This window comes from Curtobacterium herbarum (assembly GCF_016907335.1).
Taxonomy (GTDB): Bacteria; Actinomycetota; Actinomycetes; order Actinomycetales; family Microbacteriaceae; genus Curtobacterium; species Curtobacterium herbarum.
Map to the genome: position 1 here is coordinate 2,750,324 of NZ_JAFBBT010000001.1, position 22,557 is coordinate 2,772,880.

Sequence of the window (22,557 nt, forward strand, 5' to 3'; positions counted from 1 at the left end):
CGGACCGACACCGCCACACCTGGCCAGGCCGGCCCCGGACCTCCCGGCTGTCACCGATCGCCGTGCCAGGCGCCGGCCAGCCGACCGCGACACTCCCGGGTGCCGGTCGCCCAGAGGTCACGAAGTGTCGCTCCGAGCCCGCGAGAACGACGCTTCGTGACCCCTCGGCGGACTGAGCGGCAAGTCGTGCGACCCCGGCAGCCCACGGACGGGAGGCACACACAACGTCCGGCACCGAGCCTCCCGCCCGCCCGGCGGCCGCGACACCCCCGGGTGCCGGTCGCCGAGAGGTCACGAAGTGTCGCTCCGAGCGTGCGAGAACGACGTTTCGTGACCCCTCGGCGGAACTGAGCGGCAGGTCGTGCGACCCCGGCAGCCCACGGACGGGAGGCACACACAACGTCCGGCACCGAGCCTCCCGCCCGCCCGGCGGCCGCGACACCCCCGGGTGCCGGTCGCCGAGAGGTCACGAAGTGTCGCTCCCAGCGCGCGAGAACGACGTTTCGGGACCCCTCGGCGGAACTGAGCGGCAGGTCGTGCGACCCCGGCAGCCGACGGACGGGAGGCACACACAACGTCCGGCACCGAGCCTCCCGCCCGCCCGCCGGCCGCGACACCCCCGGGGGCCCGGCGCCGAGAGGTCACGAAGTGTCGCTCCCAGCGTGCGAGAACGACGTTTTGTGACCCCTCGGCGGAACTGAGCGGGGTGTTGTGACCGGTCGGCCGCAGGCCACAGGCCGCAGGCCGCAGGCCTCAGGCCGCCGCAGCCGCCGCCGGCTCGTCGCGGACGAAGGCCATCAGCACCAGCCCCGCGACCAGGACCACGACGACCCCGAGGATCCCGTACCGCGTCGACCCGCTGATCGTCACCGCGAGCCCGAACAACGCCGGCGCGATGAACGACGCCGCCCGCCCGGTCGTGGCGTAGAGGCCGAAGAGCTCACCCTCGCGGCCGGGCGTCGCGAGCTTCGCCAGGTACGCCCGGGAGGACGACTGCACCGGCCCGACGAACATGCAGAGCCCGAGGCCGAGCACCCAGAACGACGCCTGCGCGGACCCGGCGAACAGCACCGCGGTACCGAACACCGACAGGCCGACCAGGGACACCATGATGAGCGGCCGGGACCCGAAGCGGTCGTCGAGCCGGCCGGAGACGACGGTGGAGATGCCGGCGACGACGTTGGCCACGATCGCGAACATGATGACGCCGGACGGGCTGAAGCCGAACACCTGTGCGGCGATGATCCCGCCGAACGTGAACACGGCACCGACGCCGTCGCGGAACACGGCGCTGGCGAGCAGGAAGGCCAGGACGTTCCGGCGGGTGCGCCAGAGCCGGGCGACGTCCCGTCCGAGGTCGGCGTAGGCGGACCAGAGGGACCCGCGGCGGCTCGGGTCGGCCGGGGCCTCGGGCACGACGACGAACAGCGGGATCGAGCTGACGGCGAGCCAGACGGCGGCGATGCCGATCGCGACGCGCACGTCCCACTGCCCGGTGGCGACGGTCGCGGGCAGCTGCAGGAGCCCGCCCTTGCCGTCGACGCCGAAGTCCTGGATGCAGAGCAGGAGCAGCACGATGAGCAGGACGATGCCGCCGAAGTACCCGGCGGCCCAGCCGATCGCGGACACCCGGCCGGTCTTCGGCCCGGTGGCGACCTGGCCGAGCATGGCGTTGTACCCGACGCAGGCGATCTCGTACGCGACCGTGCCGATGCCGATCAGGGCGGCGCCGAGCACCAGGTAGGGCTGGGCGGGGGCGACGAAGACCATGCCGACGATCGACAGGACGATGCCGATCGTGGCGATGAACACCGAGCGCTTCCGGTGACCGGAGGTGTCGGCGAGCCGGCCGATCGCGGGTGCGACGAGGGCGACGACGATGCCGGCGACGGTCAGCGCGGTGGAGACGGTCGCGGCGTTGTGGGCGAGTTCGCGTTCGACGGCGGCGGCTGCGGCGGACGAGGACCCCTCGGCAGCGACGAGTGCCGGGTCGACGAACGCCCGGCTGGCCAGGTACGTGCTGAACACGAACGTGGTGACGACGGCGTTGAAGGCTGCGGAGCCCCAGTCCCAGAGCGCCCACGACAGCAGTGCCCGACGCCGGAGCGGGGTCGGCGGAGCCTCGGCGGTCGTCGGCGTACCGGTCATGGCGGAACCGTAGCGCCTCCGGGTGTCCGCGGAGGTGTCCAGCAGCGTGTCCGGCACCGTGCCCGGTGGCGTCCGACCCACGGACGGGAGGCGCGACTCACCGCCGCAGGGTCTGCTTCGGGTACTCGCCGAACCGCTCCGCGTACGCCGCCGAGAACCGCCCGAGGTGCGCGAAGCCCCACCGCGTGGCGACCTGTCCGACCGAGACCGTCCGGGAGTCCCGGACCAGGAGCTCCTCGTGCACCCGGTCCAGCCGCACCTGCCGCAGGTAGGCCAGCGGCGACAGCCCGAAGGTGCGCCGGAACGACTCCTGCACGCTGCGGACGCTGAGCCCGGCGACCCGCGCCAGGTCGGTGATCGTGATCGGGTCGTCGGCGTGCGCGTGGATGTGCTCGACGACGGCGCGGAGCTTGGCCTGCCGCGGGTGCAGCAGTTCGGCGGGCAGCTGGTCGAGCTGCGGCGGCACGACCTGCAGGAAGGCGTCGACGGTGTGCCGCTTCGCCTCGTTCCAGACGAGCGAGCCGGTCCCGCCCTCCCGCAGTGCACGGGCCAGGGCGCCGAGGGAGTCCCGCCACCGCCGGACGGCCAGGGCGTCCGCGGGTCGCAGGTGGTCGAAGCGCATCTCGAGGGTGCCGACGTCGAAGCGTTCGGCAGCGACCTCCCGGACGAAGCCGCGGTCCAGGTGGACCAGCTGCTGGTCGTAGTCGGTGGCGACGAAGACGACGTCCCGGTGCGCCGGGAACAGCATCGGCTGCCCGACCCGGAGAGGGACCCGGTCGCGCAGGGTGTCCGGTGTGCCGGAGCCCGCGGTGAGCCAGCTCATCACCAGGTCGTCGCTCGGTGCGGAGGCCCCACGGAGGAAGCCGTTCATGGTGGACCGGCGCATCGAGACGTCGGAGTCGCCGACCGCTGTGTAGCGGTAGGAGAACTCCCCCTCGGTCCGGCGCGACAGCCACTGCTTGCCGGAGTAGATGCCGGCGAGGTCGCGGACGGCTGCGTCGGGGTCGGTGCCGACCACCTCGAACCGCACCGGGACCGCGGAGTCGGCGAGCGCCTCCCGTCCGGCGAGTTCGCGGGTCTCTGCGGGCTCGGGCGCAAGCGGCGCGCTCACGTCGTCACCACACTGGACCGGGAACCAGCGGTATCTGGATATCCTTGCCGCGAGCATGCCGGTCCCCACTCCGGTGTGTCGTGACGCACGGAGGAGGGCATCCGGTGAGTGACCTCGACGTGATGGGTGCCCTGACCCGTCTCGAGCAGGCCTCGACAGCGCTGCGCAACCGACTGCGTGACCGGACCGGTGTGTCCGGCACGGACCTGTCGGTGCTGCAGTACGTGTGGCGTGCGAAGTCCGGCGACCGTTCGGTGCGCGTGAAGGACCTGACGTCGCACCTCGGGCTGACCGGTCCCGCGGTGACCGGGATCATCGACCGGCTGGAACGGCAGGGGATCCTGCAGCGTGTGCCGAACCCGGAGGACGGTCGGAGCCGGTTCATCGAGCTGACGCCCGGGCAGGAGCAGGTGTTCGCAGCAGCGCTGGACAGCACCAACGAGCAGTTGCACGAACTCCTGTCCTCCTTCTCGGAACGAGAGCGGCGACGCCTCGTCCGCATCGTCGACCGCATCGTCGCGGCGCTCGACGGCGGAGTGCCGCCCACGACGTAGTGCAGGTTAGGGGCCTGTCGGTTCGTGGGCGAAGCAATTGTCCACGCAGCGCGGATGGGTCACTTCTCTACCTACTTGCACGGGCACGGCTCCGAACGTCGCCGTACCGTCGGAATCGACCGGGACTCCCCTCGCACGGGGGTCACCGCCGACGGGAAGGGACACCATGGGTATGTACGAGACCGAACCGGGCGTCGATCCGGTGCGCATCACCACCATCCGCCGCATGCGCCGTCGCTGGAAGCACGGCGAGCAGCCCACCGAGGACCAGGGACTGTTCGACGACCTCTTCGTGGCGACGACCGAACCGCGCTGATCCAGCGCCCTCGACGCAGCGGCGTCGAGACACTGACGGGAGGCCCGTGGCGGGATCGCCACGGGCCTCCCGTCCGTCCTGGGGCCGTCCCTCTCTCCCCCCCCCCCCGGTGGCCGCCGAACGGGGGCTGCATGCGGACCCCGGCGCTGGGTAGCGTCAGGAGGGTGGTCGCACCCGACGGCCGCGCGCGCGTCGTCTCACCAGCGGCGCGACCGAGGGCGACGACGCCCGCACCGACGAAGAGGGGCACGATGTCCACCACCACCGGACTGGGAACACTGAACGTCGCCACGATCGTGGCCGAGGGGGCGCGACGGCACCGCAGCAAGGTCGCCGTCGTCACCGCGCTGCCCGACGGCGTCCACGAGCTGACGTACGGCGACCTGTGGGAGCGGGTCCGCCAGACCGCCGGCGGCCTGCGGGCCCGCGGGGTCGAGCGCGGCGACCGGGTCGCGGTGATGCTGCCGAACGTGCCCGAGTTCCTGGTGGCGTACTTCGCCGTCCTCGCGATGGGGGCCGTCGTCGTGCCGATCCACCTGCTGTTCAAGCGTGAGGAGATCACGCACGTCCTCGGTCGCTCCGGTGCCCGGATGCTCATCGCCGCCGGTTCCGTGCTGGCCGAGGCCGGTCCCGCAGCGGCCGACACCGGCGCTCTCGTCGTCGGCGTCGGTGCCGGCGAGGACGTCCTCTCACTGACCACGCTGTCGTCCGAGGGGGAGCCGCTCGACGCCGTCGTCGCGACGAACCCCCTGGACCCCGCCACGATCCTGTTCACCAGCGGCACCACCGGTCAGCCGAAGGGCGCCGTCGGGTCGCACTTCGCGCTCGTCGAGCAGGTCAACGTCTGCATCATCGACGTGTTCGACCTGCGCGAGGACGACATCGTGTTCGGCGGCCTGCCGCTGTTCCACACGTTCGGGCAGACGGTCGTGATGAACACCACGCTCCGCCGCGGAGCGACGATCGTGCTGCTCCCCCGCTTCGACGCTGCGACCGCACTGCAGCTCTGCACCGAACAGCAGGTGACGGCGTTCCTCGGCGTCCCGACGATGTTCATCGCCCTCCTCGGGGCGGCGGAGCAGCACGACGCCCGGCCGCCGTTCCGCTGGTGCGTCTCCGGCGGCGCCGCACTGCCCGCCGCCGTGCTGGAGCGGTTCGAGTCGACCTTCCGGGCGCCGATCCAGGAGGGCTACGGGCTGACCGAGACCTCCCCCGTCGTCTCGGTGAACCCGCGTGGGGTCCCGGGCCGTGCCGGCAGCGTCGGCCCCGCCGTCTGGGGTGTCGAGGTCGTCGTCGTGGACGCCGAGGTCGAGGGGCGCATCGTGCCGGTACCGGTCGGGGAACCGGGCGAGATCGTCGTCCGGGGCCACAACCTGTTCCTCGGCTACCTCGACGACCCGGAGTCGACCGAGGCCGCGATGGCCGACGGGTACCTGCGCACCGGGGACATCGGCGTGCTCAGCGAGGACGGGTACGTCAGCATCGTGGACCGCAAGAAGGACCTGATCCTGCGGAACGGCTACAACGTCTACCCGTCCGAGATCGAAGCGGTGCTGCACCGGCACGAGGACATCGCGTCGGCCGCGGTGTTCGGCGTCGACCACCCGGTGCACGGACAGGAGGTGCACGCGGCCGTCGTCCTCCGCGACGGCGCCGCCGGGTCCGACGGGGTCGACGCGTTCGTCCGCGAGCGGGTCGCCTCGTTCAAGTACCCGCGGGTCTACCACGTGGTGGACGTGCTGCCGATCGGACCGAGCGGGAAGGTGCTGCGGCGCGAGCTGACGCGGGAGTACAGCGACTGACGGCGGCGGCCCGGCGCACGTGGGCGGGGCGTGCCCCGGGGGCACGCTCCGGGGGCACGCTCCGGGGGCACGCTCCGGGGGCACGCTCCGGGGGCACGCTCCGGGGGCACGCTCCGGGGGCACAACGGACGGGAGGCCCGTCACCAGCTGGTGACGGGCCTCCCGTCCGTGTCGTGGCCGGGCTGCTGCCGGGCGCGCGCCGCTGCCGGGTGTCAGCGCGGGATGACCGAGAACAGGAACTTCCGCCGGATCATGTACCAGCTGAGCAGGATGAGCGCGGTGTGGACGGCGGTGCCGATCCAGACGTTGCCGTAGTCCAGGGGCAGCGACGCGATCACCAGCGCGAAGAAGACCTGCCACACGAACACGTAGAGGCTGGCCTGCCCGAGCGGGATCCACAGCCACCCGATGACGGCGTTCACGGGCTTCCAGAACACCGTCAGGATCGCGTACGAGACGATCGCGAAGAACGCGATGTCGACCAGGCGGCCCCACTGCAGGTCCACGCGCTGGTACGCGGTGTTGTACAGGTCCTGGTACATCGACGCCGGGAACGGCACCGGGGTGAAGTCGAACCGGTCGCCCGCCCAGACGTAGACCAGGAAGGCCGCGTACCCGCAGATCAGCACGCCGATCAGCACCTTGCCGAGCCGGCCGGTCAGCGCCCGCGTGATCTGGCGACGGTAGTACCCGAGCACCAGGCCGTGGGTGAACACCACCTGCCAGGTCAGCAGCGGGAAGACCGCGTCGAACTGCGAGTTCAACGGCTTGAAGTCCGGGTTCACCGCCTGGAAGACGTAGAGCGCCCAGCTGACGACGAGCAGCGCCCACCAGTACCCGCGCCGGATCACCCACATGAACACCGGGATGAACAGGCTGAGCACCACGAACAGGCCCATGATGTTGAACGGCCACGGGCCCATCTCGAGCAGCAGGAACTGCCGGATGGCGTACCAGGGCGGCGGGTAGGCCAGCAGCTGCATCGCGTTCGGGTACAGGTCGTACACGCGACCCTCGGCCTGCATGCCGCCCAGGCCGGTCCCCCGGTCGGTGAACGTCGTGATCGCGTCCGTGTCGAGCAGCGGGACGAAGCTCAGGGCGAAGACGATGAGGATCACCGCGAGCGTGACGAGGTACTGCTTCCGGGCGCGCTTCCACGCACCGATCGCCGACGCCCACTCGCCGAACCGGGCGATGCCGAGCGGGTAGACCATGCCGAGCACCATGCCGGAGAGGAACACGAACATCTCGGCGCCGGTGATCGCCCCGACCGCGTGCAGCGTCAGGTACGAGTACGGGCCGGCGACCTCGATGTGCGTGATCACCACGGCCAGGATGATGAACCCGCGGAACAGGTCGAGCCGCAGGTCACGCCCCGGTTTGCCGTCGTCCGGGTACCGCCAGCTGGGCACGAGCCGTCCGACCAGGCCGCTGACCACGAACACCAGCGCGAGCCCCGCCGACAGCCAGACGATCCACGCCATCTGGTCGCCGCCGGTGTCGAGCTGCTGGTTCGTCGCGACGGCACCCTGCTGGGCCGTCACCCGGTCGGTGACCGGACCGAACACGAAGCGGTCGGCGCCCTCCAGGTCGGACCGGAACGACGCGGCCGTCCTCGACGCATCGGTGAAGCGCCAGTCGACGACGCGGTTGCCGGCCTCCGGTTCGCGGCGCTCGGCCTCCACGAAGGTGACGCCGCGGATCTCGGGGGTCGTGCGCACCTCGGCGATGACCTGTCGCCACCAGGCCTGCTTGACCGCGAGCTCCGTGGCGACGCCGCTGAGCGAGCGGTCGTAGAGCGCACCGGTGTCCAGGAGCAACGGTCGGTCCCGGTCGACGGCGAACCGGTCCGTGAACGAGCGGGACTGCTGCTGGTCGTAGCCCCAGCGCTCGGCGAAGCGCTGCGCGACCTCGTCGGACGCCGGCACCTCGTTCCGGGTCAGCGGGACGTCGCGGCCGGCGGCCTCGGTGGCCTTCCCCTTGCCGAAGAAGAACATCGACAGCCCGACCCAGTCCACCGACGACGCCCCGGGCCAGTACGGCTCGTACGGGTCGTCGGCCGCGGTGATCTGGCCGTCGCCGTTCGTGTCGAGCTTCTCGGTGTCGGTCGCCGACAGGTCCGCCAGGCGGCCGGCCGACGAGCCGAACGGGTAGCCGGCACCGTACGAGGGCGACCACACCATGCGGGCGTCCGACTTCCCCGCGTGCACGTGGCGCGCCAGGGTCCGGAAGGCCTGCACGAACTGGGTCGGCTGCTGGCCCCAGCGCACCCACGTGCCGTTCATCTGCGGGGCGAAGCGGACCAGGACCTGGGTGTCGTACTGCCGGTGGGCGCGCTCGAACAGCGTGTTCGCGTGGCGGGCATCGGCCGTCGTCAGGGACTCGAGGGACTGGTCCGGCACCAGGCTGACGACGAGCACGGCGCCCTGTGCGGCGGCGGCCCGGGTGGAGCGGAGGAACTGCTCCTGGGCGCCCCCGTCGAGCGGGTAGGCGATCTCGACGCCGTACATCGACGGGGTCGCACCGAGGCGGCCCTCGTAGCCGTCGGGAGCGTCGGAGCCCCAGTCCAGGTCGGGGCCGAACCAGGTCCGGCCGGATGCGGGTCCGACGGCCGATCCCTTCGGCGGCGTCGCGGTCGGCGTGCCCGTCGGCGTGCTCGTCGCGGTACCCGTCGGTCCGCTCGTCGCAGTGCTGGTGGGTGTGCTCGTCGGTGCGCTCGTCGCCGCGTTCGCCGGCAGGGCACCGCCCAGCAGGACCACGCCGGCGACGAGGAGGAGGGCGACGATGCGCGCCACGAGCTGCCTCACCGGTCGCACACCAACACCCAGACGTTCCGCCCACCCTCGTGGTGGTGTTCGAGTCGGTCGAGCGCCGCGATCGCCAGGGCCAGGCCGCGGCCGCCCTCGTCCTCCGGGTCGGCCATCGTCACGGCGCCGAGGTCGATGTCCACCGGCATGCCGTTGTCCGACAGGACCGCGACGAGCTCGGTGTCGTGGGCGGTCAGGTCGAGGACGAACCGGCGCCCCTCGTGCGGGTCCGACCGTCGGGTGTGCTCGATGACGTTCGCGGCGACCTCCACCAGGGCGGTCTCCAACCGGAAGCGCATCGTCGGGTCGTCGATGCCCTGGCCGTCCCACCACGCCGCGAAGGTGTCCTGCACCGTGTCGAGCGACGCCGGGACCGCGGGGACGTCGATGCTCGCGTGCGTGCTCACAGAGGCCCTCCGACCGTCGTGGACTCGTGCTCCAGGGGCACCGGAGCCTCGGGCCCGCGGTACCGCACCGCCCGGATCACGATGCTGAAGATGAACAGGTCGAAGACGACCCAGGCGGTGTTGACCAGCGGCGCGATGCCCTCCGCCTGCCCGGTCAGGTACCGGATGCCGATCATCACCAGGGCCGCGGCGAGCGCCGCCATCGCGACGAGCTGCGGCTTCACCAGGTCCCAGCGCGGCTTGACGTCCGTGGTGTCACGGACCTTCGGCGTCACACGGAAGCCGAGCGGTCGGCCGCGGAACACGTTCTCGAACGCACTCGTGACCGACTCGATCCACACCGGGAAGAGTGCCAGCGAGTACTGCTGCCCGCGCCACGTCGGTCTGCCCGCCGCGACCACCCAGAACAGCAGCTGGTTGAGCACCAGGAACGGGATCAGCCGGGCGAAGAAGTCGGTGCTGTACGCCTGGACCGGGACGACGCCGAACGACAGGCAGAGCACCGGCGCAGCGATGTAGACCACGGCGGCGAAGCCCGACAGGTAGCTCCACATCGTCGAGAAGTACATCAGGCGCTGCCCGAACGACAGGCCCTTCTGCACAAGGGGGTTCTCGCGGAAGAACACCTGCATGGTGCCCTGCGCCCAGCGGAGCCGCTGCACGAGCATCGTCTCGAGGTCCTCGGGTGCGAGCCCCTTCGCCAGGATCTCGTCGTGGTACGCGGACCGCCAGCCGAGGCCGTGCAGGCGCATCGCGGTCGCCATGTCCTCGGTCACCGAGATGGTGGCCAGCGGCATGATCGCCTGGGCCTCGTCGTCGCGGTTCACGTCGAGCGCCCGGGCGAGCACCGCGATCGACTCGATCGCGGCCACCGGGGACGCACCCCGCTGTCCGAGGACGTCGAGCGCGGCGTCGTCGAGACCGGCGAAGGTGTTCGCGTCGGTCGACATCGCGGCGAGTTCCTGGAGGTCCGCGCGTACCGACTCGAGGTCCGCGGCGGCGAACCGGAACGCGATCGCGTCGATGCCGCGCTGGAACCGGTAGGTCACGTCGCCGAGCGGTTCGCCCGCGGCGCTCTCGTCGCGCGCACGGTCGACGACCCCCTCGGCGTCGTCGAGGGCGATGAGCACGCGCTCGTCGGTCTCGGTCTCGCGCGCCCGGCCCAGGAGCTTCTTGGCGGTCTTGATGGTGCGCTGGACACTAGTCTCGACCTCGCGCACGTACCGCGTGATGCCGAGCTGCATCAGCGCCTCCCGCCGGAGGATCGCGTTCGACCCGCAGAAGAACGCGGCGTTCCAGCCGTCCTTCGACTGCTGGATCGGCCCGTAGAACAGCGGCGCCTGACTGCCGAGCGGGTCCGAGTCGGGCACGTTCTCGAACCACTGCGGGGTCTGCACGAGCGCCATCCGCTCGTCCTTGAAGTACCCGAGGGTGCGGTCGAGGATCGACGGCTCCGGCACCTGGTCGGCGTCGAGGATGAGCAGGAACTCCCCCTGCGTGGCGAGCAGCGCGTTGTTCAGGTTGCCGGCCTTGGCGTGCCGGGGGCGGTCCACCCAGTCCTTGCCGCGGGTGATCACGCCGAGCCCCGCGGACTCGGCGGCCGCACGCATCTCGGGGCGGTTGCCGTCGTCGAGGATCCACGTGGTGTGCGGGTGCGTGATCGCCTTCGCCGCGAGGGCGGTGCGCATCACCAGGTCGATCGGTTCGTTGTAGGTGGTGATGAAGACGTCGACCGTCACGTCGGTGCTCGGCTTCGTCGGCGGTTCGCCACGCTCGCGGAGCTTCCACGCCCCGAACGCGAAGAGCACCGAGTCGATCACGCTGTACGTCTCGGCGAGGATCAGCGGCACGGCTATCCACCACGAGTGCCAGTTCACCGAGGCGATCCAGCGCCAGCCGACGTAGTTCAGGCCGGACACCGCGGCGAGCACGGCCACGGTCCGGACGGCCAGGAGCCGGCGGCGCGGCGTTCCGACGGTCAGTCGACGTCGATCGCGTCGACCGACGTCCAACGCCGTCATCGGCGCACCCCTGTTGAACCGTCGCTGCAGTGCACGGCGTCCCTCCTGATCCCCGAGATCCCGTGCACGCGGTTGCCGCGCACGGGTGTCGCACCGAAGCCGTCAGTGGGTCCAGGGTCCGCGGGCGACGCCGTCCGCTCGGCGTCGTTCGGGTCGACTCCGGCGTGCTGTCTTGTCTACCGCAGCAGGGCGACACCTGTCAGCACGATGCCCCGATCTGGGGACGCCGGATGCGCGTCGCGGCGATGTGCAGGACAGCCGGTCAGGACGGCAGGTGCCGGATCCACCACGCGTGGGAGCGGATCCGCCCGACCAGTTCGGTGAACGTCCGCGATCGCTCGAGGTCGGGTCGGCCGTCGTCGTGCACCAGGTACCGGTCGGAGAGCCGTCCGGATCCGGCTCCGAGCAGCGCCTCGAGATCGCGGAGGACCGTGTTCCGATCCGCTCGGGTGAGTGGGACGCTCCGTAGCCGGTCCGCCGCGGCCTGGAAGCGCTCGGCGTTGCGGCCGCCGACGTCGTCGACCTCGCGCACGAGCGGCACGATCGCATCGACCGCGTCCGCCAGTCGTTCCACTCGCCCCCGCACGACGCGAGCCTAGACGCGCCGCCGTGTTCGGACGACGCCACCGCCGGTACAGCTGGTGTGGGCAGCGCTGGTCTCATTCCGAGAGTGGGTCCACGCGCTCCCCCGCTGACCGCAGGTCAGACGCGGCGGCGTTCCACCATCCACCGCAGGTGCGCGCCGAAGACCGACCCCGCCAGGCTGCACATCATGTAGGGCAGGAGGGCTGCCCCCCAGCCGTCGAGCACCCGTGTGAAGACCAGGGCGGCGACGATGATCCCGCCGACCATCAGGACGGCCGAGACGTCGGGCCGGAACACCGCGAACACGATCGCCGCCCAGAGCAGACCCACGACGAAGCCCACCACGAGCGAGGGCAGGAGGACACTCCCACCGGGTCCCGCGATGCCGATCGGTACGGCGATGCCCACCACCAGCAGGCACGCCGCCGCGATCAGGTTGACGGGGTGCTGACGCTGACCGCGCCACGGCCGCGCCTTGGTCACTCCGGCCACGGTTCCCCGTCCTTCATCCCCTCGTGCACCGTGTCGGTGGCGGTCCCGATCCCACGGCCGACCAGCGCCGAGACATCTCTGGTCGCGCTGGTGCTGACAGCAGCCCGGGTGACCCGATCCCCCACGGACGACAGCAGCCCGGCCCGTCGAGGTGATCGACGGCCCGGGCCCTGTCCGAACGGCTGCTTACGCGCCGCCACCCGCGGTGAAGATGTCCTGCGAGATCTTGTCGAGCTGCGTGCGGAGCTGCTCGAGTTCGGTCTTCGCCTTGTCCAGCGCAGCCTTCGTCTCGGGCCAGGTCGACCCACGGAAGTTCGACGCCAGCGGGCCGTCCCACACGTTCGAGTCGGACAGCACGCGCCCCTGGGCGTCGAGCTGCGAGATCTGGTCCGTGAAGCCACCGTTCACGATGGACTGGATCTGGCGGATGGCGGTCTTCGCCTGTTCGGTCGAAAGCACACGCGACATGGTGAACCCCTCTTTTTCTCTTCGTACCTGCACCCCCGCGCAGAAGATCCCCCGGAGGCTCTGACGTGCTCAACCATACCGGCTCCCGGGGCCGACAGGCCAGGTTCTCCACAGACAGGACGGGAGGCCCGACACCAACTGGTGTCGGGCCTCCCGTCAGGACGCGTCGGTCGCGGTCGTCGCTGCGTCAGTCGCGGTCGTCGCGCGTGTGGCGCGGCTTGCGGTCGTCGTAGCCGCCGCGGTCGTCACGCGGACTGCGGTCGTCACGGTCGCCGTAGCGCGCGCCGTCACGACGGGTGCCGCTCTCGCGACGCACCCCGCCCCGGCTGTCCGCGCGGATCTCGATGAGCTTGCCGCTGATGCGGGTGTCGCGCAGACGGTCGAGGACGCCGGAGTCCATGTCGGCCGGCAGCTCCACGACGGAGAAGTCCGGACGGATCTGGATCGCCCCGAAGTCGTCACGGCGCAGGCCGCCCTCGTTCGCGAGCGCGCCGACGATCTGACGCGGCTCGACACGGTGGCGGCGGCCGACCTCGATGCGGTAGGCGGTCATCGGCACCGAGCGGCGACGACGGTCCCCGCCACCGCTGTCGCCGTCGCGGTCACGGGCCGGGCGGTCGTCGCGGCTGCGACGCTCGTCACGCTCGATCTGCTGGCGCGCGCGGTCGTCCGCCGGGTCGAGGAGCAGCGGGGTGTCCCCCTGCGCCACGACGGCGAGCGCCGCGGCGACGTCCGACTCCGGCACGTCGTGGTGCTCGACGTAGTGGGCGATGATGTCGCGGAACGCGCTGACGCGGGACTCCTGCCCGAGGGCGGCGGTGATCGCGTCGTCGAAGCGGGTCAGGCGCGTGGAGTTGACGTCCTCGACGCTCGGCAGCTGCATCTGGGTGAGCGGCTGGCGGGTGGCCTTCTCGATCGCGGTGAGCAGGCGACGCTCACGCGGGGTGACGAAGCTGATCGCGGCACCCGAACGGCCGGCACGACCGGTGCGGCCGATGCGGTGCACGTACGACTCGGTGTCGATCGGGATGTCGAAGTTGACCACGTGGGTGATGCGGTCGACGTCGAGGCCGCGGGCGGCGACGTCGGTGGCGACCAGGATGTCGAGCTTGCCGGACTTGAGCTGGTTGACCGTGCGCTCGCGCTGGGCCTGGGCGACGTCACCGCTGATGGCGGCGGCCGCGTACCCGCGGGCGCGGAGCTTCTCGGCCAGGGTCTCGGTCTCGCTCTTGGTGCGGACGAAGACGATCATGCCCTCGAAGTCCTCGACCTCGAGGATGCGGGTCAGCGCGTCGACCTTCTGCGGGTACGACACGACCAGGTAGCGCTGCGTCGTGTTCGCCGAGGTGGTCGTCTTCGCCTTGACCGTGATCTCGGCCGGGTCGTTGAGGTACTGCTTCGAGATGCGGCGGATCTGCGCGGGCATCGTCGCGGAGAAGAGCGCGACCTGCTTCGTGTCCGGCGTCTCGGCGAGGATCGTCTCGACGTCCTCGGCGAAGCCCATCTTGAGCATCTCGTCGGCCTCGTCGAGCACCAGGTACTTCAGCTCGGACAGGTCGAGGGTGCCCTTGGCGATGTGGTCCATGATGCGACCGGGGGTACCCACGACGACGTCGACGCCGCGACGGAGGGCGGACAGCTGCACGCCGTACGCCTGGCCGCCGTAGACGGGCAGGACGTGGACGTGCTTCATGTGGGCCGCGTACTGCTCGAACGCCTCGCAGACCTGGAGTGCGAGCTCACGGGTCGGGGACAGGACGAGCGCCTGCGGCAGCTTCGAGCCGGCCTCCATGCGGGACAGCACGGGCAGCGCGAACGCGGCGGTCTTGCCGGTACCGGTCTGGGCCAGGCCGACGACGTCGCGGCCCTCGAGCAGGATCGGGATGGTGGCGGCCTGGATCGCGGAGGGGGTCTCGTACCCGATGTCCTTGACGGCCTTGAGGACGGGGTCGCTGAGCCCGAGGTCGGCGAAGGTGATCACGGGCTCCTCGTCGACGGCTTCGGCGGGGGTGGTGTTCTCGGTGCTCATGGTGAGAACGGTATCCCGTTTTCGGGCTGGACCCCAGACGGACGGGAGGCGCGTGGCGGCGCCGCCACGTGCCTCCCGTCCGTCACGGGGTCGGTTCAGACGACGGACCAGCCGCCGTCGCTCGGCAGGACCACCCCGTTGACGTTCGCGGAGCCGTCGCTGAGGAGCCACGTGATGGCCGCTGCGAGCTGGTCCGCGGAGGCGGCGGCGGGCACGATGAGCTGGCTGATCGGCCCGATGCGACCGGCGGCGTACTCGCTGCCCATCGGTGCTTCGATGTTGGTCGCGACCGCTCCCGGTGCGACGGCGTTCGCCCGGATCCCCTGCGGGCCGTGGAAGAACGCGACGCTCCGGGTGAAGCCGACGACCGCGTGCTTCGACGACGTGTAGGCGACGCCGGCGGTGGACCCGCGGAGGGCGGCCTCGGAGGCGACGTTCACCACCGAGCCCTTGCCGGCGGCGATCATCAGCGGCAGCACGGCACGGGTCAGGCGCATCGGCCCGGTCAGGTTGACGCTGAACACGCGCTCCCAGGTCGCGTCGTCGACCTCGGTGGGCGGCAGGAAGCGGTCCATGATGCCGGCGACGTTCGCCAGTCCGTCGACCCGGTCGCCGGCGGCGACGAGGACGGCGTCGATCGTCTCCTGGGCGGTGACGTCCCCGACGACGGTCTCGAGGTCGTGGCCGTCGAGTTCGGTGCGGAGGTCGTCGAGCCGGTCGGCGACGACGTCGGTGGCGACGACCCGGCCGCCCTCCCGTGCGATGCGGACGGCGGTGGCCCGGCCGATGCCGGATCCCGCCCCGGTGACGACGACGGTGCTGCCGGTGAACCGTCCTGCGGTGGTGTCGGTCATGGTGTCTCCTCTTCGAGTCGTGCGCGGTGCGCGGTGCGCGGTGCGCGGTGCGCGGTGCGCGGTGCGCGGTGCGCGGTGCGCGGACCCAGTTGTAGCACTGAGTGCCGGAAGTTCGCCTGCGAGAGGATGAGCACATGACCGACCGGCCGACAGGGCGTCCCCGCACGATCGATCCGGACGCCGTGTCGCTCGCCGCACTGCGCCTGTTCGACGACCGGGGCTACGACAGCGTCTCGATGGACCAGGTCGCCGCGGCCGCCGGGGTCAGCCGACGCTCGCTGTTCCGGCTGTTCCCGACGAAGGCGTCGCTCGTGTGGGGCGGCCTCGAGGAGTTCGCCGACCGTCTCCGTGCAGCGCTCGACGACCGGCCACTCGACGAGTCCGGCAGCGACGGCCTCCGCGCCGCGTATCGGGCTGCCGCGACCTTCCCTGACGCCGCCGTCGAGACCACCCGACACCGGCTCCGGGTGATCCGCACGAACCCGACGCTCGACCGGGAGGGCGCACCCCGGATCGCCGGGCTGGAGGACCGGTTGACACGGTTCGTCGCCGAGCGTGACCACGCGGACCCGTCCGACCTGGGCCCCGCGGTGCGTGCAGCCGCCTACGCCGGGGCCGCCATCGCCGCCCTGACCTGGTGGGCGGAGCACGACGACGGGCGACCGGAGGACGTCGTGGACCGGGCGCTGCGCGGGCTCGCCTGACGCCTCCGTCGACTCAGGGCACCGAGCGCCCGCCCTCCGACTGCTCGCCGAGCGGGCGTCCGTCCTCGCCACCGGCGCCGAGCACCTCGGCAGCACGGTCGTTGAACCGCGCCAGCAGCCGGGCGAGGTCGCGCAGCTCGTCCCCGTCGAACACGCTCGTCACGTCGTCGAACACCGCGTCCCCCTGCGCGTCGAGGCCGTCGAGCAGGGCACGTCCGGCCGGCGCCAGGGCGAGCAGGGCTGCGCGACCGTCGTCCGGGTCCGGGGTGGTGCGGACGTAGCCGGCCTCGACGAGCCCCGCGATCCGCCGACTGACCACCGGCCGCGACAGACCGGTGCGCTCCGCGACGGCGGTCGAGCGGACCTCCCCCAGCCGCTCGACGGCCCGCAGGATCACCCGCGCGGTGGGGTCGAGGCCGCCGGACTGCTCGATGAGCACGGTCCGCAGGGTCTGGCGCACCCAGAGGCGGTCGAGCTGGCGGCGGAGCAGCCGCTCGGCCTCGGTCCGATCCCCGGAAGGCCGATCGTCGACGCGCCGATCGTCGTCGGGGCGGGGGTCCTCGGGCACGGCGCCATCGTACGACGCGCCAACTAGTTGCTTGCAGAACGCAATGGATGTAAAGTTGCGGAGCCTGCAAGGTTTCAGGTTGCGCAGCGGCCCCTCCGTGGCCCACGTACCCGCCTCGCCTCCGCCCGACGACGCACTCGCCGTCCGGCACGTCGAACCAGAAGGACCCGCATTGTCAACAGCCACCGCACAGACGCCGGTGTCGGGCCGGAGCGCCGCCACCACCGGCGCGCCCGGTCAGCAACCCCTGATGACCCACCGCCAGATCCTGCTCGTCATCTACGGGCTGATGGCCGGCATGTTCCTGTCGTCCCTCGGGCAGACGGTCTTCGGCACCGCGATCCGCACCATCGGCGACGACCTGCACGGTCTCGACCAGCAGGCGTGGGTGACCACCGCCTACCTGATCACGTCGACGATCGCGACACCGATCTACGGCAAGCTCTCCGACATCTTCGGCCGCCGTCCGCTCTACATCTTCGGCATCGTGGTCTTCATCCTCGGCGCCGTCCTGTCGTCGATGTCCACGTCGATGCTCATGCTCGCCGCCTTCCGCGCGGTGCAGGGCATCGGTGCCGGCGCACTGATGTCGCTGCCGCTCGCGATCATGGGCGACATCCTCGCCCCGCGTGAGCGCGCCAAGTACCAGGGCTACTTCCTCGCCGTCTTCGGCATCTCGAGCGTCATCGGCCCGCTCATCGGCGGTCTGCTCGCCGGCGCGTCCGAGATCCTGTTCATCACCGGCTGGCGCTGGGTGCTCCTCATCAACGTGCCGATCGGCATCGCCGCGCTCATCATGGTGATCGTCTTCCTGCACCTGCCGAAGGTGCACGACAAGCGCGACAAGCCGGTCGTCGACTGGTGGGGCGCGACCTCGGTCATCGTCACCCTCGTCCCGCTGCTCCTGGTCGCCGAGCAGGGCCGCACGTGGGGCTGGGGCTCCCCCGCCGCCCTCGCCTGCTACGTCATCGGCGCCGTCGGCCTGGTCGCCCTGCTGATCATCGAGTCGAAGATGGGCGACGCGGCGATCATCCCGCTGAAGCTCTTCCGCTCGGGCACGTTCTCGATGGCGACGATCATCGGGTTCCTCGTCGGCTTCGCGATGTTCGGCGCCATGCTGACCATCCCGCTGTACCTGCAGATCGTCGTCGGCCTCAGCCCGACCGAGTCCGGCTTCGCCACGCTGCCCCTGGTCGGCGGCCTGATGATCGCCTCGATCACGTCCGGTCAGATCGTCGCCCGCGTCGGCCGCTACCGGGTCTTCCCGGTGATCGGCACCGCGCTGGTGTCCGCCGGCTACGTCGTCCTGACCTTCATGTCGATCGACAAGCCGCTCTGGTTCCTGATGATCGGCATGTTCCTCATCGGTCTCGGACTCGGTTCGGTCATGCAGTCCCTGACGCTCGCGTCGCAGGGCTCGGTCGAGGCGAAGGACATGGGCGTCGCGACCAGCTCGGCGACCTTCTTCCGCCAGATCGGCGGCACGCTCGGCACCGCCGTGCTGCTCTCGATCCTGTTCTCGGTGATGCCCGCCAACATCGTGCACGCCACCGCGAACAAGGCCGACCTGACAGCGGCACTGGACGCAGCGCTCAACCCGACCGTCGCCAGCGCGAAGGCGAACCAGGGCGTCATGGACCAGATCTGGGACCCGATCGTCGACCCGATCCAGGACAGCATCGACTCCGGCCTGGTCCGCGGCACCACCGCCGCGAAGCAGGCCGCGGACCAGGCCGTCACCCAGCAGGTCACAGCAGCCGTCCAGGCGCAGGTCGCCGCCGGCACGGTCCCCGCGGCCGCCGCCGAGACCGTGATCGCCCAGCAGGTCGCCGACGCCACCCCGCAGGCCGAGGCCACCGCCCTCGCGACGGCCGCCGACCAGGCGCACGCCAGCGTCGTCGACGGACAGCTCGCGGTCGACTGGACGGACGCCGGACAGCGCGGCTACTGGGTCGACCAGGTCGTCCCGGACCTCGTCAAGCAGATCGACAAGGGCGCGAACGACGACTCGAGCGCCTCGGCCACGAACGACACCTCGTTCCTGACCGGTGCCGACACCCGCCTGACCCGTCCGTTCATGGCCGGCTTCAACGCCTCGTCCGTCACGATCTACTGGGTCGGACTCGCCGTGATCCTGCTCGCCTTCGTGCTCACCTGGTTCTTCAAGGTCCCGCCGCTGCGGCAGCGTTCGGCCCTGCAGGAGCAGGCGGACATCTCCGCGGAGGCACAGCTCGAGGCCGACGCCGGCATGGCCGCGGCCGAGGCTGGTTCCTTCACCGGTCCGATGACCGGCTCCACGCCGACCCAGCGTCGGTGACCACCCGGGCCGCCCGCACGGCCGCCGACACCCGTCGGCGACGCGCGGGCGGCCCGTTCCCCTTCTCCCCAACCGGAGGTCGCCCGTGACCACCACGGCAGCACCCGCGCCCGACAGCGCCGTCGGCAGCACCGAGCCCTGCACGCTCCGCGAGCGCAAGAAGCAGCAGACCCGGCAGGCGATCCACGACGCCGCACTGACCCGCATCACCGAGCACGGCCTGGACGGTGTCACGGTCGAGCAGATCTGCGCCGACGCCGACGTGTCCCCCCGCACGTTCTTCAACTACTTCTCGTCGAAGGCCCACGCGGCCATCGGCCTCGACACCGTCGAGGTCCCCGACGCCGTCCGCGACCGGTTCGCCGCCGCCGACGGTCGGTTGATCGACGACGTCTGCGACCTCGTCGCGCACACCGTGCCGCTCTCCGCGGACCGTGCCCGCGCGAAGGAGCTGCTGGTCCGTCGTCCCGAGATGACCTCGATGGTGATGCGCTGGATGGCGGAGTCGCGGCAGTCCCTCGTCGCCGCGGTGAGCACCCGCACCGACGAGGACACGGCACGGACCGCCGTCGCGCTCGTGATGTCGGCGCTGACCGAGGCGGCACACCGCTTCAGCGTGCAGAGCCAGGCGGACCTGGCCACGCGCCTCCGGGGCGTCGTCGCCGAGATGGCCGCGCTCGTCACCGACCGCTGACCCGACCGACCCCGCCGATCACGGCGTCGGAGGCACGTCCCCCGTCATGACGACCCGGCCGGCCGCGTCGTCCCACCGGTAGGTCGCGGTGGCGCGGCCGCTCGCCTCGGCGTTCGACTCGCCGTCGCGCGGGAACTCGTAGGTCACGGACAGGGCCGCATCCGAGGTCCGCGTCACGCCCGGCTCGAACGAGTACTGCTCCTTCGTTGCCGTCCCGAGGTACGTGCCATCGTGGAACAGCAGGATCGCCGACGGTGAGCTGCCGCTCGACATGGCCGGACGCAGCACCACCCACGACAGTGCGGCACACGGGTCGTACCCGCCCCGTTCGGCCGCGGCGGTGTCCCACGTCGCACCCTCGATGCCGGCCGGCGGTCCGAGACGGTCCGCCGCCTGCTGGATCGCGCTCGTCGGGTCCTCGGCGCCGCAGGTCGGCGTCGCGCTCGGCTGCGGCGTCTGCACCGGTGCCGGAGTCGTCGCCGCTGCCGTCGGGGTCGCCGTCGACCCGCCCGACGGTGCGACGGTCTGCGTGACCGTCGGCGTCGGTGCCGGGGCCGACCCCGACGAGCACCCGGTGAGCGCGATCGAGACGAGCCCGAGCGGGACGAGGCCGCGGAGCACGGCGGGACGGAGTCGCGAACTGGTTCCCATGTGGAACATCCTGCCGGGCGGTCGCGGCGCGTCCACAGAGGACGTGGAGGTCGGCAGCGCATCCGGCCGGGAGGTCCGGGGCGGGCGGGATCCGTGCCTCCCGTCCGGCAGCCGGTCGCCGGTCAGTGGCTGCCGACCACCCGGCGGCCAGCGTCGCCGGTCAGGAGCGGTCGCCGGACCGCCGGAGCGCGCGCAGGTCGCGGAGGAAGGCGGTCGGCGTGGTGCCGCGCTCCTCCTTGAAGAGCTGCTGGAGCCGGCGGGGACGCAGCCCGGCGGCCGCGGCGATGTCGGCGACCGTGCACACGTCGTCGAGGTGGTTCTCGATGTAGGCGACCGCCTGTCGGATGCGCCACGACGACCGCCCGTCCGGCCGCTGCGAGGTGGCCGCCCGCAGGGTCACCGAGGGGTCCTCGCCGAACCGGGCACGGTAGGCGGTCGCGAACCGACTGGGGTTCGTGAAGCGCCAGCGGCGGGCGACCTCGAGGACGCTGTTCGGCGACTCCCCGCGGAGCAGCTCGCGGCGGACCTCGTCCAGCCGCTGGTCGCGGAGGAAGCCGTTCGGGGTGACGCCGAGGGTCCGGGCGAAGACCTCCTGCAGGCCTCGTTCGCTCAGCCCGGCGGCGGCGGCGATGGCCGGCACCGAGGGGCGTTCGCGGGCGTGCTCCTCGACGAAGGCGATCGCGTCCCGCAGGCGGCTGGCGGTCGGGACGTCGTCACCGCGGTCACGGAGCGGGAAGGTGTCGAGGACGACGGTGGCCAGGCGCCGGTTCAGCGCCGTCCGCATCGCCCCGCGGACCCGTTCGTCCATCAGCGTCGGGCTGACCTCGCTGAGCAGTCGTCGGAGCGGCTCGCGCCGGGCGACCCGCTCGTCCTGCTGGTCGAACAGGACCGGCCCGTCCGGCATCGGGTACCCGAGCTCGCCCGCCGTCTTGCGGAGGAACGCGTCCGAGATGTGGACGCCGTTGTAGACGGTCTCCTCGGACTCGAAGCGGTACGCCTCGGAGGCGGACGCGATGTACGGGCTGCCCGGTTCGATGATCCGGGTCCGGTCGGCGAAGTGCATCTCGAGGCGCCCCTGCTGCAACCAGAACACGACGTGGTCGTCCCGCGGGCCGATCACCCCACCGCGACGGCCGCCGCGGGCGTTCATACGGCGGAGCGTCAGGTCGTCGTTGCCGATGACGAAGTACTCGTACTGCGTGCCCGCGGTCGCGTAGGTCTCGGACGCGACGGCGGTGTCGCGGCGGAGGTCCTGGCCGGAGTACTCGGACCGGAAGATCGCGGTGTAGTCCGAGCCGCCCGCATCCGTGAACCGCTGCTTGCGGAACCCGTTGGCGTCGTCGATCGGTGGCACCCGACCATCTTCTCATCCAGAGAACGCAGGATCCCGAGGTTCACCCGGACTGGGGTGAGGACCGCTCAGGTGCGGATGAGCGGTGCCCAGAACGCGTCCGCGCCGTCCTGCTGCACGGCGTCGCCCTCGAAGCGCCAGCCGTAGCCGCCGACGAAGTCCTGCGCGGCCGCGAGTTCGTCGACCCCGTCGTCCTCCGCGCGGTCGAACACGTGCACGCCGTGCCCGATCGCGACGCCGCTGGCACCGAGCAGGGTGAGGTCCCACCGGCCGTCCCCGGAGCGTTCGATGCGGACGACGGCGGCCTGGTCTGCGGGGAAGTCGGACATGTGGCCGAGCCTACGGGTGGCGCGGTCGGCGCGGCTCAGACGACGGTGAAGAAGTCGGCGTAGGTGGGTTCGGCGGGCGTCGAGCCGGCCGTGCGACGGGAGACCATCGCGTCGATCTCGTCGGGGTGGCTGAGACCACGGCGGTGCCATTCGTCGGCCTGCAGCCGGAGTTCGTGGAGGGAGGGTCGGACGCGCTCGTTCACGGTGCGCTCTTCCTGCTGGTGCGCCCGACCCGAAGGGTTCGGAGGCGCAGGGACAGCATCTCCCGCGGGCCCCGCGGAGCCAAGCCCGCAGCCCCGGGAGTACGCCCGCTGGACACGGTGTCCGGTCCGCGCACCGCGGTTGCTCC

The 22,557-nt window shown here is 71.6% G+C and carries 21 protein-coding genes; 6 read left to right on the forward strand and 15 right to left on the reverse strand.

Annotated elements, in window-relative coordinates:
- Positions 1–753: 753 nt before the first annotated feature.
- Complete coding sequence (locus JOD51_RS13030; RefSeq protein ID WP_204609162.1) at positions 754–2,148, reverse strand: MFS transporter; 1,395 nt, start codon at positions 2,146–2,148, stop codon at positions 754–756.
- 97 nt (positions 2,149–2,245) lie between these two features.
- The gene (locus JOD51_RS17590) at positions 2,246–3,259 is read right to left on the reverse strand and encodes a helix-turn-helix transcriptional regulator (protein ID WP_204609165.1); all 1,014 of its coding nucleotides are present in this window, start codon (positions 3,257–3,259) and stop codon (positions 2,246–2,248) included.
- 104 nt (positions 3,260–3,363) lie between these two features.
- Here JOD51_RS17590 and JOD51_RS13040 point away from each other — a divergent pair, with 104 nt between their 5' ends.
- The 3 genes from JOD51_RS13040 to JOD51_RS13050 all read left to right on the forward strand — a co-directional run bounded on the left by JOD51_RS13040 (position 3,364) and on the right by JOD51_RS13050 (position 5,931).
- The gene (locus JOD51_RS13040; RefSeq protein ID WP_204609167.1) at positions 3,364–3,813 is read left to right on the forward strand and encodes a MarR family winged helix-turn-helix transcriptional regulator; all 450 of its coding nucleotides are present in this window, start codon (positions 3,364–3,366) and stop codon (positions 3,811–3,813) included.
- A 166-nt stretch (positions 3,814–3,979) separates the two neighbouring features.
- Positions 3,980–4,129, forward strand: coding sequence for a hypothetical protein (locus tag JOD51_RS13045; protein ID WP_204609169.1), 150 nt, complete (start codon positions 3,980–3,982; stop codon positions 4,127–4,129).
- Between the two features lie 251 nt (positions 4,130–4,380).
- Positions 4,381–5,931, forward strand: coding sequence for an AMP-binding protein (locus tag JOD51_RS13050; RefSeq protein ID WP_204609171.1), 1,551 nt, complete (start codon positions 4,381–4,383; stop codon positions 5,929–5,931).
- A gap of 212 nt (positions 5,932–6,143) precedes the next feature.
- Here JOD51_RS13050 and JOD51_RS17595 read toward each other — a convergent pair whose 3' ends face one another.
- The 8 genes from JOD51_RS17595 to JOD51_RS13090 all read right to left on the reverse strand — a co-directional run bounded on the left by JOD51_RS17595 (position 6,144) and on the right by JOD51_RS13090 (position 15,594).
- Positions 6,144–8,738 (reverse strand): OpgC family protein, encoded by a 2,595-nt coding sequence (locus JOD51_RS17595; RefSeq protein ID WP_204609173.1) that lies wholly within the window; start codon positions 8,736–8,738, stop codon positions 6,144–6,146.
- Positions 8,735–9,145, reverse strand: coding sequence for an ATP-binding protein (locus tag JOD51_RS13060; RefSeq protein WP_204609175.1), 411 nt, complete (start codon positions 9,143–9,145; stop codon positions 8,735–8,737). The genes JOD51_RS17595 and JOD51_RS13060 overlap by 4 nt, the downstream gene beginning before the upstream one ends.
- On the reverse strand, positions 9,142–11,166 hold the full coding sequence (locus JOD51_RS13065; protein ID WP_204609177.1) for a glycosyltransferase: 2,025 nt from the start codon (positions 11,164–11,166) through the stop codon (positions 9,142–9,144). The genes JOD51_RS13060 and JOD51_RS13065 overlap by 4 nt, the downstream gene beginning before the upstream one ends.
- A gap of 262 nt (positions 11,167–11,428) precedes the next feature.
- Complete coding sequence (locus tag JOD51_RS13070; protein WP_204609180.1) at positions 11,429–11,752, reverse strand: hypothetical protein; 324 nt, start codon at positions 11,750–11,752, stop codon at positions 11,429–11,431.
- 116 nt (positions 11,753–11,868) lie between these two features.
- Positions 11,869–12,243, reverse strand: coding sequence for a hypothetical protein (locus JOD51_RS13075; RefSeq protein ID WP_204609182.1), 375 nt, complete (start codon positions 12,241–12,243; stop codon positions 11,869–11,871).
- A gap of 186 nt (positions 12,244–12,429) precedes the next feature.
- On the reverse strand, positions 12,430–12,711 hold the full coding sequence (locus JOD51_RS13080) for a pyrophosphorylase (RefSeq protein WP_111075815.1): 282 nt from the start codon (positions 12,709–12,711) through the stop codon (positions 12,430–12,432).
- A gap of 187 nt (positions 12,712–12,898) precedes the next feature.
- Positions 12,899–14,740, reverse strand: coding sequence for a DEAD/DEAH box helicase (locus tag JOD51_RS13085; protein WP_204609184.1), 1,842 nt, complete (start codon positions 14,738–14,740; stop codon positions 12,899–12,901).
- A 95-nt stretch (positions 14,741–14,835) separates the two neighbouring features.
- A complete protein-coding gene (locus tag JOD51_RS13090) occupies positions 14,836–15,594 on the reverse strand; it encodes an SDR family NAD(P)-dependent oxidoreductase (RefSeq protein ID WP_204609186.1) in 759 nt (252 codons plus the stop codon).
- A gap of 134 nt (positions 15,595–15,728) precedes the next feature.
- On the opposite strand from JOD51_RS13090, the gene JOD51_RS13095 reads away from it, so the two are divergent.
- Positions 15,729–16,298 carry a TetR/AcrR family transcriptional regulator gene (locus tag JOD51_RS13095; RefSeq protein WP_204609188.1) on the forward strand — a complete coding sequence of 190 codons (570 nt, stop codon included), beginning with the start codon at positions 15,729–15,731 and terminating at the stop codon, positions 16,296–16,298.
- Positions 16,299–16,311: 13 nt separating this feature from the next.
- Here the strand turns inward: JOD51_RS13095 and JOD51_RS13100 are convergent, their stop codons facing one another.
- Positions 16,312–16,866 (reverse strand): MarR family winged helix-turn-helix transcriptional regulator, encoded by a 555-nt coding sequence (locus JOD51_RS13100; RefSeq protein ID WP_259557574.1) that lies wholly within the window; start codon positions 16,864–16,866, stop codon positions 16,312–16,314.
- Between the two features lie 250 nt (positions 16,867–17,116).
- On the opposite strand from JOD51_RS13100, the gene JOD51_RS13105 reads away from it, so the two are divergent.
- Positions 17,117–19,183 (forward strand): MDR family MFS transporter, encoded by a 2,067-nt coding sequence (locus JOD51_RS13105; RefSeq protein ID WP_204609190.1) that lies wholly within the window; start codon positions 17,117–17,119, stop codon positions 19,181–19,183.
- An 85-nt stretch (positions 19,184–19,268) separates the two neighbouring features.
- The gene (locus JOD51_RS13110) at positions 19,269–19,877 is read left to right on the forward strand and encodes a TetR/AcrR family transcriptional regulator (protein ID WP_204609192.1); all 609 of its coding nucleotides are present in this window, start codon (positions 19,269–19,271) and stop codon (positions 19,875–19,877) included.
- 18 nt (positions 19,878–19,895) lie between these two features.
- On the opposite strand, the gene JOD51_RS13115 is transcribed toward JOD51_RS13110, so the two are convergent.
- From JOD51_RS13115 to JOD51_RS13130, 4 genes are all read right to left on the reverse strand, one after another.
- A complete protein-coding gene (locus JOD51_RS13115; RefSeq protein ID WP_204609195.1) occupies positions 19,896–20,528 on the reverse strand; it encodes an LppP/LprE family lipoprotein in 633 nt (210 codons plus the stop codon).
- Positions 20,529–20,688: 160 nt separating this feature from the next.
- Positions 20,689–21,882 carry a helix-turn-helix domain-containing protein gene (locus JOD51_RS17600; RefSeq protein WP_204609196.1) on the reverse strand — a complete coding sequence of 398 codons (1,194 nt, stop codon included), beginning with the start codon at positions 21,880–21,882 and terminating at the stop codon, positions 20,689–20,691.
- A gap of 65 nt (positions 21,883–21,947) precedes the next feature.
- Positions 21,948–22,208, reverse strand: a complete 261-nt coding sequence (locus JOD51_RS13125) for a hypothetical protein (RefSeq protein WP_204609198.1) — start codon at positions 22,206–22,208, stop codon at positions 21,948–21,950.
- A gap of 35 nt (positions 22,209–22,243) precedes the next feature.
- Complete coding sequence (locus tag JOD51_RS13130) at positions 22,244–22,411, reverse strand: hypothetical protein (RefSeq protein ID WP_181432932.1); 168 nt, start codon at positions 22,409–22,411, stop codon at positions 22,244–22,246.
- Positions 22,412–22,557: the final 146 nt, after the last annotated feature.